The organism is Candidatus Eisenbacteria bacterium, assembly GCA_016930695.1.
Classification (GTDB): Bacteria; Orphanbacterota; Orphanbacteria; order Orphanbacterales; family Orphanbacteraceae; genus JAFGGD01.
Genome location: JAFGGD010000040.1, coordinates 1 through 8,946, shown reverse-complemented (window position 1 = coordinate 8,946; position 8,946 = coordinate 1). Strand labels below are relative to the sequence as shown.

Here is an 8,946-nt window from a genome sequence, read left to right as displayed (position 1 = left end):
GGTGGGTGCCCGGCGAGTCGAGACGGCCCCGAGAGGGAGCCCGGCGGTGGAAGGGAGGTCGCCCGCCCCTTCTCCTCGAAGGATCACACCGTCCGTCCGGGGAGGAAACGGAGGGGATGGCGGGAGAGGGTGAGGGTGCCTTTGTCGCTATCGGTATCGGCATCCAAATCGAAATCGAAATCGTTTTCTCCCTCTCCCGCTTGCGGGAGAGGGTGGGGGTGAGGGTGTCTTTCCTTCCCCCACCGGTCTCCCTTCGGGGCAAGGTCGGGGGATTATCCCTTTCGCGAGAGCGCGCGGCGGGTTTTCAGACGCGCCCACTCCCACGCCACCCGGGGGAGCATGCGTGGTTGAAAGAGGATGTTGTTGGTGAGGAAACACTCGAAGGTGCAGTGGCAATGTGTCTCGCGGATCATGCGCCGCACCTCCTCCCCCCGCTCGGAGAACCAGACCCGGCGGAAGTCGTAACCGTGCTCCCGCAGGTTGCCGATCCGCTCCCGGAGGACCTCGCAAGGGTAGACGTCTCCGTTCGGGTAGACCACGCCGGCGAGGGTCGCCGCGGTGCAGGAGACCAGGGGAGGCTCGCGGCGCAGCTCGCGGAGAACGAGGTCCTGCCGCAGATTCTTCATGGCGTTCACCACGTCCGCGCCCGGGTAATCGTGATATCCGGCCAGCCCCTTCGTCTCCGTCGCATGCCGGAGGTCCCTCACCCAGGCCCCGTAAATCTCCGGGTCCACGTCGAGGGCGTGGTCGTCGCGCGCCCCCGGCCGTGCCACCAGATTATTGACGTTGCGGACCTTCAGCTTTTCGCGGACATAACGGGTCAGCTCGGCGACCCGATCCTGGTTGAAGCCGGTCATGGTGATGCAGACGTTGGCGTTGAAATGGGCGTTTTCCCGCTCGATCGTTTGCAGTTCCCTCAGCGTGCGTGTCGCCTTCTCGAACAGCCCGGGAACGCCGCGTAAACGGTCGTGCTCCTCGCCGATCCCGTCGAGGGAGACGTCGACGGCGAAATCCAGGCCGGGGTTCTCGGCGAGGATGCGGCGCGTTCCCTCCAACACGCGTTCCGTGAGCGACCCGTTCGTCGGGATTCCCAGGTTCCGGACGCCGTTCTTCTTCACGAAGACGCGGGCGATGTCCGCCAGATCCTCGCGAAGGAAGGGCTCGCCCCCCGTGAGGAGGAGGAAGAGAAAGGGCCCCATCCCTTCGGCGATCTTCTCGTACTCGTCGAGCGAGAGTTCTCCCTCGCCGGTCGGTTTGCCGCTTCCGAGGAGGCAGTGAGGGCAGCGGGCGTTGCAACGGTCGGTGACGAAGAAGATGAGATAGAGAGGGTCCGTCCCGCGTTTGCGGAAGATCCGGGGGGCGTAGCGGGCATAGCCGAGGAAGCTCATCGCGTTTCCCTCGCATCCCCCTCCGGCTTGCGCGCGGCGCCGGCGTTTCGCGCCGCGCGGCGGGCGCGCCTCTCGGACGCCATCGCGTCCAGAAAGCCGCGAAAGCCGTACAGTTTTCTCTTCGCGTCCCCGATTCCCCGGATCGCGAGGGCCATCTTGCACATTTGCCGCGGGCGGAGATAGAACTCCCGCAGTCCCTGGTTGATCAGCGCGTCGATCCTCTCCTTGGGGAGCTGTGGGTAGTCGAGCACCGTCACCTGTTCTTGGTTCTCGTCCAGCCACTCGCTCCACTCCTTGGGCACCAGATAGCCCTTCTCCCGCGCCCACCGGTACATCTCGGTGCCGGGATAGGCGCTCACGCCGCTGATCTGGATCGTGTCGAGGGGGAGGCTCTTGGCGTATTCGATTGTGGCCCGGGCCGACGACTCCGTCTCCCCCGGCGCGCCGATCATGAAGCAGCCGTGCTGTGTGAATCCCAGATCCGCCGCGTGCCGGGAGAACTCCCGCGCCCTCTCCAGCCGCGTCCCCTTCTTCACCGCGTCGAGCGCCTCCTGGGTGCCGAACTCGAATCCGATCATCAGCATCCGGCATCCCGCCTCCTTCATGAGTCGGAGGAGGTCCCGGTCCACGTCGGTCCGAACGTTGCAGGACCAACGGACCTTCTTGTGCACCCCCCGCCGCAGGATTTCCCGGCAAACCCCCTCGGCGTGAGATCCTTTGGCCGTGAAGGTGTCCGTCTCGAACATGATCTCCCGGAGTCGCGGGAAGAGCGTGATGTCGTGTTCCATCTCGTCCACCACGAGTTCGGGATCGCGATAGCGGTTGATCCTCCCGTACATCAGTTGCGGGTCGCGGCAGAAGGTGCAGCGGCCGAAGCAGCCGCGGCCCGTGATCAGGGTGAGGAAGGGATGGAGTTTCCCGCCGTCGTAATAGAGGCTCGGATCGATCCAGCGCCAGGCGGGGAAGGGGAGGGTGTTCACGTCGATCAAGGCGCGCGGCACGGTGCGAACGACGGCGCCGGCCGCGTCCCGATAGGCGACGCCCGGCGTCGATTCGACCGGCTTCCCGGAGAAGAGATCGCGCAGCGTGTGGTCGTACTCGCCGAGGGCGACCGCGTCCACGGCCCCACCCGCCCGGGCGAGTGTGTCCTCCGGCTCGGCGGTGACGTGCTGCCCGACCAATACCGTAAAGGAGCCCGCGGTTTCCTTGGCGAGGGCGCAGTAGGCGATGTCGTTGTCGATGGACGGGGTGGCGGCGTGGATCGCGACGAAGCGGGGTTTCTCTTCCCGCAGCAGTCGGCGCACCCCTTCGCGGGTTCCGTTCCGCGCGCAGGCGTCCTCCAACCGGGCGTCCAAACCCGCCGCCTCGAGCACGGCGGTCGCCACGGCGAGGTAATCCGGATGGCGTTGCACGCGCCCCCGCGAGCGGGCGTCCCAGCGCGCCGAGCGGACGAAATCGTCCACGAAGGGCGGATTCAGAATCAGGACGTCGGCCATCGGATCGCTCTCCCTCGGGGCCGCGAAGCCCGGAACGGATCGGAGGGTTTATATCGTTAAGAATAAGCGGGTTACACAGGCTTGTCAACGGGCGCCGCGCCGGCGCGTTCCGTGTGGTTGCGGGGGACCGTCCTGTGTGTATACTTTCCGAAGTGAAAGCGACGGCGCGGGCGAGGGCGGCGGCGAGCGCCGGACCGGCTCGGGGCCGTGTCACCTTATCGATCGGAGTGCCGGATGATCACCATCACCGATAAAGCGAAAGAGAAGATGCAATCGATCATGGAGTCCCGAGGCCGCGCCGGGAGCGGGATCCGCGTCCGGATCGCCGGCGTTTCCACGAACGGATACAAGCACGAACTCAGCTTCGTAGCTCCCGGCGAGGAGGAGGGCGAGGACCGCGTGATCGACATGAACGGGCTCAAGATCCACGTGGATCCCCACTCGGCGGAGAGGCTCGAGGGAACCAAGCTGGACTTCGTCGAGGACGACGAGGGGGCTGGCTTCGTCTTCGACAATCCCAACCAGGTGAGTTGGTCCGATCCGGAGATGGGGAAGAAGGTGCAGGCGTTGATCGATTCGGAGATCAACCCCGCCTTGGCCAGCCACGGCGGGTTCGTGGAGATCCACGATGTGAAGGACGGAAAAGTTTATGTGCGAATGGGCGGCGGCTGCCGGGGCTGCGCCATGGCGCACGTCACGATCCGGGACGGCGTGGAGAAGGTGCTGAAGGAGAAGGTCCCGGAGATCCAAGGCGTGGTGGACATCACCGACCACGGCGCCTGATTCGAGATCGGGTGAGACGGATCATCGCCGCCGGGGGGCGTTTCTCCCGGCGGCTTTTTCGTGTCCCGGCCCGCCGCCGCCTCACGCGACTCACGAGTCGTACAATTTTTTACCAAAAATCATGCCCGATCGTGTATGATGTAACTTAAGTATACAGAATCGTTTCCCCTCCCCGTTCGGAGGAGGGGTCGACGGCGGGGAGTTCTCTCCCATCTCGGAGGCAGCTCGGGTGAAGCACGCGGCCGTCGAAAATCCGTGGGCCAGCGGGCGCGCCCGGCGCCGCCGACCGCGCTGGGTTCGGGCCGTCTTCTATCTCGGTCTCCTGCTCGCGAACCTCTCCCTGATGTTTTTCTTCAGCGCCGGCGCATGGAACGGGAGTTTCCTCGATTTCTATTCCCGTCTCGTCCCCGCCGCGGCGGAGACCCAGCCGGAACCGGAGGAAGCGCTCCTCGAGCAATATCCTCCCGCCGAAAACTGGAACGGCGTGCCGGTCGAGAATGGAAAAGTCGCGCCGATCGCGCGCCCCGGTCCGCCCCTCGAATAGCACCTATTTCATTCGAATTTCGGAGGCGGGCGGAGCGTGTCGAACACCTCCGCCGTCCAGGGCATTTTCTCGCGGAAAAGGTCCCGGAGCCGGTCGGCGTATTGCCGGATCTCGTATTGGGCGTGCGCGTCGCAGCGGAGTTTGAGAAAGTTCATGAGCGAGCGGGCGTTCACGGTCCAGTAGAACTGAGTGTACATGTTGAGGGGTAGGACGATCCGCGCCAGTTCCTTCGCGATCCCCTCCTCCAGAAGGCCGCGGTATCCGGCGATGGCCCTTTCCGTTTCCGCCCGGATCCGTTCGCCGAAGGCGCGGTGCTCCTCCTCCGGAACGTCCGCCACCTCCGAGCCCTGCTTGTTCACATTCTCCTGTACGCGTATCCGGTCGGGAACGTAGTACTCCTCATCGTCGAAGACGGTGTAGCGGCCGCTGATCTCGTTGAAGCTGGACCAGCGATGCCGGAGCCACTGTCTCGCCACGAAGAGGGGGCATTTGACGTGGAACTGGAAGACGGCGTGTTCGAAGGGGGTTTCGTGGCCGTGGGTGAGCAGATAGCGGATCAGTTTCCTGTCCTTCTCCTCCCCCTTGGTTTCCTGGCCGAAGCTGACCCGGGCGGAACGCACCACCGCTTCGTCGCCCCCGACGCATTCCACGACGCGGATGAAACCGCGGTCCAGAACAGGAATCTGCATGAGCGAACCTCCCGTCCGGCGAGGGCCGGCGCGGCTCCGGGCCGAAGGCTACGCCAGCGCCCGCTCCAGATCGTCGATGATGTCCCGGACGTTCTCGATGCCGACGGAGAGGCGGACCAGCCCGTCCGTCAAGCCCCGTGCCATCCGCTCTTCTCGGGGGACGTCGGCGTGGGTCATGGTGACCGGGTGGGTGATCATCGTCTCCACGGCGCCGAGGCTCTCCGCGAGGGAACAGAGCTTTACGCGGTTCATCAGGCGGCGGCCCGCGGCCAAGCCCCCCTTGAGTTCAAAAGTGATCATTCCGCCGAAGCCGTCCATCTGGCGGCGGGCGGTCTCGTGCTGCGGGTGGCTCGTCAAGCCGGGATAGTAGATGCGTCGCACCTTGGGATGCCCCTCCAGAAAGCGGGCCACTTCCATCGCGTTTTTCTGGTGCCGTTCCATTCGCACCGAAAGGGTTTTTACGCCGCTGAGCGTGAGCCAGCAATCGAAGGGGCTCGGTACCGCCCCGACCGCCTTCTGCAGGAAGTGGAAGCGGTCTCCCAGATCCCGATCCCTGCCGATCACCGCCCCTCCGATGATCTGGTTATGGCCGGAGATGTATTTGGTGGTGGAGTGCATGACCAGGTCCGCCCCCAGATTGAGGGGCCGGAGGAGGGCCGGCGTGGCGAAGGTCGAATCCACGGCGAACAGCACGCCCCGGTCGCGGCAGATCCGTCCCACCGCCTCCAGATCGGTGATTTTCAGAAGCGGGTTGGTGGGCGTTTCGATCCACACCATCCGCGTGCTTTTGCGGATGGCGCGGCGCACCGCCGCCGGGTCGGTGCTGTCCGTGAAGGTGACCTTCAAGCCCCAGGGGACGAAGAGCCTCTCCAATAGTCGGTAGACGCCGCCGTAGACGTCGTCGGTGCTCACGATGTGATCCCCCGGCCGGAAGAGCCGGAAGACGGCGTCCACCGCGGCGAGCCCGGAGGCGAACACGGCGGCCCATTTCCCCTCTTCGAGAGCGGCCAGGTTTTGCTCGAGCATTTTTCGGGTCGGGTTGGAGGAACGCGTGTAGTCGAATCCTTTGGTCTTGCCGACTTCTTCGAGCACGTAGGTCGCGGATTGCACGATCGGCGGGACGATCGCCCCTGTGGTCGGATCGGGTCGAAGGCCCGCCCTCACGGTCCGGGTTTCGAAGCGCATGGTCGTTTCCCCCGGTAGGCGGATTGCTTGGATGGACGAACGGGGGGAGTATAGCCGAGGGGTGGTCGGCGGGCAAGAACGGGCGTCCGGCTCCCGCGCCGGGCGTTTTATTCGACGCGTCCCGGCCGTACCCGCGCGAGGAGCGCCGCGCCGGCCGTGAAGAAAAGGAGAAGAGGGACCGTGCCGAAGCGGCTCGAACCGGTGATCTGCCCGGTGAGGGCGAAGAGGAGAGGGCCGGCGATGCCGGCGAAACGGGCGCTGGTGCTGTAGAACCCGAACCACGCCGCGCTCCGCCGCGCCGGCGCGATTGAGGCGAAGAGGGAGCGGGAGAGCGCCTGCGTCCCCCCTTGCACGGCGCCGACGCCGAGGGCGAGCGCCCAGAAATGCCAGGGCCGGGAGAGGAAGAGGGCGCCGATGGCGATGGCGGCGTAGACGGCGAGTCCGAAGAGGATCCCGGCGCGGGCGCCGGTGCGGCGCGCCGCCCGCCCGAACAGGGTGGAACAGGGGACGCCGACGAACTGCACCAGAAGAAGGGCGCCGATAAGATCGGACCGTCCGATCCCGACCTCGGCGCCGTAGACCACCGCCATTTTGATGATCGTACCGATCCCGTCGCTGTAGAGCCAGAAGGCGATCAGAAAGAGAAGCGCGTTCCTGTTCCTGCGGATTTCGCCGAGGGTCGCGAGGAGGCGCCGGAACACGTCGATCGCGGCGCCGGTCCCTTCATTGTCCGCCGCGCGGGGAGGCTCGTCGATGCGCCGCGCCAGCGGGATCGTGAAAAGAACCCACCAGATCGAAACGGTGATGAAGGAGAGGCGGACGCCGGCGCCGGTCGACGGCAGGTGGAAAAGGCCGGGACGGAGGACCATCGCCGTGTTGAGGGCGAGGAGCAGGCCGCCGCCCAGATAGCCGAGGGCGAAACCTCGAGCGGAGACCCGGTCCATGTCGTCCGAACGGGCGACGTGGGGGAGGAGCGCGTCGTAGCAGACCGTGGCGATCACGAAGGGGACGTGGGCGAGCGGGTAGAGAAGGGACGCGCGGAGCCAGTCGCCGCGCCCCACCGTCGCGAGGAGCGCCGTCGCCAGGGCGCCGGCCGCGGCGAAGAGGAGGAGCGTTTTCTTGCGCGCGCCCCGCCCGTCCGCCCAGGCGCCCGCGAGGGGGGAGAGGATCGCCGCGAGGGCGAGACTCGCGCCGGTGGTGTATCCCCAGTAAGCCGTGGCGCGGCCGGGGGGGAGGCCGGCGGCGGCGGACCGGGCGTACCAGAGGGGAAGGATGGCGGCCATCACCGTGGTGGCGAAGGCGGAGTTGGCCCAATCGTAGAGACACCAGGCGCGCACCCGGCGACGGTAAGCCTTCTCGCTCTCCCTCAGCGGTCCCCCTCCCGGCGCGGCGCGAGCGTCAATCGGCCCGTCCCGCCGCCTCGGCGATCGTCTTCAAAAGGTCTCGGTAGGAAACCTTGAACTTTTCGACCCCCTCGCGCACGAGAACGCGCTCGGTAACTTCCCGGATGTCCACGCCCGCCTCGGAGATGAGCGCCAGGGTTTCCTCGGCGTCTTTCCGGTTCTCGTCGGTCAGGGTGCGCTTCGCGACGCCGTGGTCGCGGAAGGCGTTCATCGTCTTTTCCGGGACCGTGTTGACGCAGTGCGGGCCGATCAGGTCCTGCACGTAGAGGATGTCCGAATAGGCGGGATTTTTGGTCCCCGTGCTCGCCCAGAGGGGGCGCTGCAGGCGGGCGCCGGCCGCGGCGAGACGACGCCAACGTTCACTGTTGAAGTGTTCTTCGAAGGCGTGATAGGCGACGCGCGACACCGCCACCGCCACGCGCCCGCGGATGCGCGCCGCGGCGTTCGCTTTCTCCGGCCGCGCCGCGACGATCCCGTCGAGTCGCTTGTCCACCTCCGTGTCGGTGCGGCTCACGAAGAAACTCGCCACCGAGTGGATCCGGTCGACGGCCCCGCCCGCGGAGCGGCGCGCTTCGAGGCCGGAGAAGAAGGCGTCCATCACCTGTTCGTAGCGGCGCACCGCGAAGAGGAGCGTGACGTTCACGTTCATCCCTTCGGAGAGGAGCGTCCGGATGACGGGGAGGCCGGCATCGGTGGCGGGGACCTTGATCATCAGGTTGGGGCGGTCGACGCGCTTCCAAAGCTCCCGCCCCTGGACGATGCTCGGTTCCGTCTCGTCGGCGAGGGTCGGGTCCAGCTCGAGGCTGACGTAGCCGTGGGCGGCGTCGCTCTCGTCGTAGAGGGGGCGGAAGATGTCGCAGGCGCGCCGGACGTCGGCGATCATCAGTTCCCAGCAGATCTCCTCGGCGCTCCGTCCCTCGCCGGAGAGCCGGGCGATGTCCTCGGCGTACTCGGTCCCCTGGGAAACGCCCATCTGGAAGATGGTGGGATTGGATGTCTCGCCGTGGATGCCGTCCTCGTCGATCAACTTCCGCAGATGGCCCGAGTCCATGATCTTGCGGTCCAAATAGTCGAGCCAGATACTCATTCCCTGTTTGTGAAGCCCGATCAAGGGATTCTCGGCCATCGTTTCCTCCCGTCCGGATCTATCGTGGAAATTCGTTTCGCGGTCTCTCGCCCCCAATTGTAAAGCACCGGCCGGTGAAGGGGAAGTGGGGGGTTCGGAATCGGTATCGCTATCGAAATCGAAATCCCAATCGAAGTTCCTTCCACCCCCGGCTCTCCCTTCGGGGCACGGTGTGGGGAAGGAGGACGGACGGGTAATCCTTCTCGGAATCCGGGGCGCTTGGAATCGGTATCGGTGTCGAAATCCCTTCCGCCGCCGGCTCTCCCTTCGGGGCACGGTCCGGATGCTTCCGCATCCTCCCTCTTCTCGCTCGCCGACCCACCTTCGCCCGC

The 8,946-nt window shown here is 66.1% G+C and carries 8 protein-coding genes; 2 read left to right on the top strand and 6 right to left on the bottom strand.

The window, feature by feature from the left end; translation table 11 throughout:
• Positions 1–272: 272 nt before the first annotated feature.
• Positions 273–1,388 carry a radical SAM protein gene (locus JW958_09770; protein ID MBN1826544.1) on the bottom strand — a complete coding sequence of 372 codons (1,116 nt, stop codon included), beginning with the start codon at positions 1,386–1,388 and terminating at the stop codon, positions 273–275.
• A complete protein-coding gene (locus tag JW958_09765; GenBank protein MBN1826543.1) occupies positions 1,385–2,884 on the bottom strand; it encodes a radical SAM protein in 1,500 nt (499 codons plus the stop codon). The genes JW958_09770 and JW958_09765 overlap by 4 nt, the downstream gene beginning before the upstream one ends.
• A 234-nt stretch (positions 2,885–3,118) precedes the next feature.
• On the opposite strand from JW958_09765, the gene JW958_09760 reads away from it, so the two are divergent.
• Positions 3,119–3,667 carry an iron-sulfur cluster assembly accessory protein gene (locus tag JW958_09760; GenBank protein MBN1826542.1) on the top strand — a complete coding sequence of 183 codons (549 nt, stop codon included), beginning with the start codon at positions 3,119–3,121 and terminating at the stop codon, positions 3,665–3,667.
• Positions 3,668–3,896: 229 nt separating this feature from the next.
• Positions 3,897–4,211 (top strand): hypothetical protein, encoded by a 315-nt coding sequence (locus JW958_09755; GenBank protein ID MBN1826541.1) that lies wholly within the window; start codon positions 3,897–3,899, stop codon positions 4,209–4,211.
• 8 nt (positions 4,212–4,219) lie between these two features.
• On the opposite strand, the gene JW958_09750 is transcribed toward JW958_09755, so the two are convergent.
• From JW958_09750 to tal, 4 genes are all read right to left on the bottom strand, one after another.
• Entirely contained in the window at positions 4,220–4,900 is a 681-nt protein-coding gene (locus JW958_09750) for an FAD-dependent thymidylate synthase (protein MBN1826540.1), read from the bottom strand.
• Between the two features lie 48 nt (positions 4,901–4,948).
• A complete protein-coding gene (locus tag JW958_09745) occupies positions 4,949–6,085 on the bottom strand; it encodes a PLP-dependent transferase (GenBank protein MBN1826539.1) in 1,137 nt (378 codons plus the stop codon).
• 107 nt (positions 6,086–6,192) lie between these two features.
• On the bottom strand, positions 6,193–7,422 hold the full coding sequence (locus JW958_09740; GenBank protein MBN1826538.1) for an MFS transporter: 1,230 nt from the start codon (positions 7,420–7,422) through the stop codon (positions 6,193–6,195).
• Positions 7,423–7,483: 61 nt separating this feature from the next.
• Positions 7,484–8,614: a transaldolase gene (tal, locus tag JW958_09735; protein MBN1826537.1), complete on the bottom strand. Its 1,131-nt coding sequence runs from the start codon at positions 8,612–8,614 to the stop codon at positions 7,484–7,486.
• Positions 8,615–8,946 lie beyond the last annotated feature (332 nt).

What these genes read in the sequence shown, in the direction of transcription:
- JW958_09760 (MBN1826542.1), top strand. Translation starts at nt 3,119, where the DNA reads ATGATCACCATCACCGATAAAGCGAAAGAGAAGATGCAATCGATCATG.
- JW958_09770 (MBN1826544.1), bottom strand. Translation starts at nt 1,388, where the DNA reads ATGAGCTTCCTCGGCTATGCCCGCTACGCCCCCCGGATCTTCCGCAAA.
- JW958_09750 (MBN1826540.1), bottom strand. Translation starts at nt 4,900, where the DNA reads ATGCAGATTCCTGTTCTGGACCGCGGTTTCATCCGCGTCGTGGAATGC.
- JW958_09765 (MBN1826543.1), bottom strand. Translation starts at nt 2,884, where the DNA reads ATGGCCGACGTCCTGATTCTGAATCCGCCCTTCGTGGACGATTTCGTC.
- tal (MBN1826537.1), bottom strand. Translation starts at nt 8,614, where the DNA reads ATGGCCGAGAATCCCTTGATCGGGCTTCACAAACAGGGAATGAGTATC.
- JW958_09745 (MBN1826539.1), bottom strand. Translation starts at nt 6,085, where the DNA reads ATGCGCTTCGAAACCCGGACCGTGAGGGCGGGCCTTCGACCCGATCCG.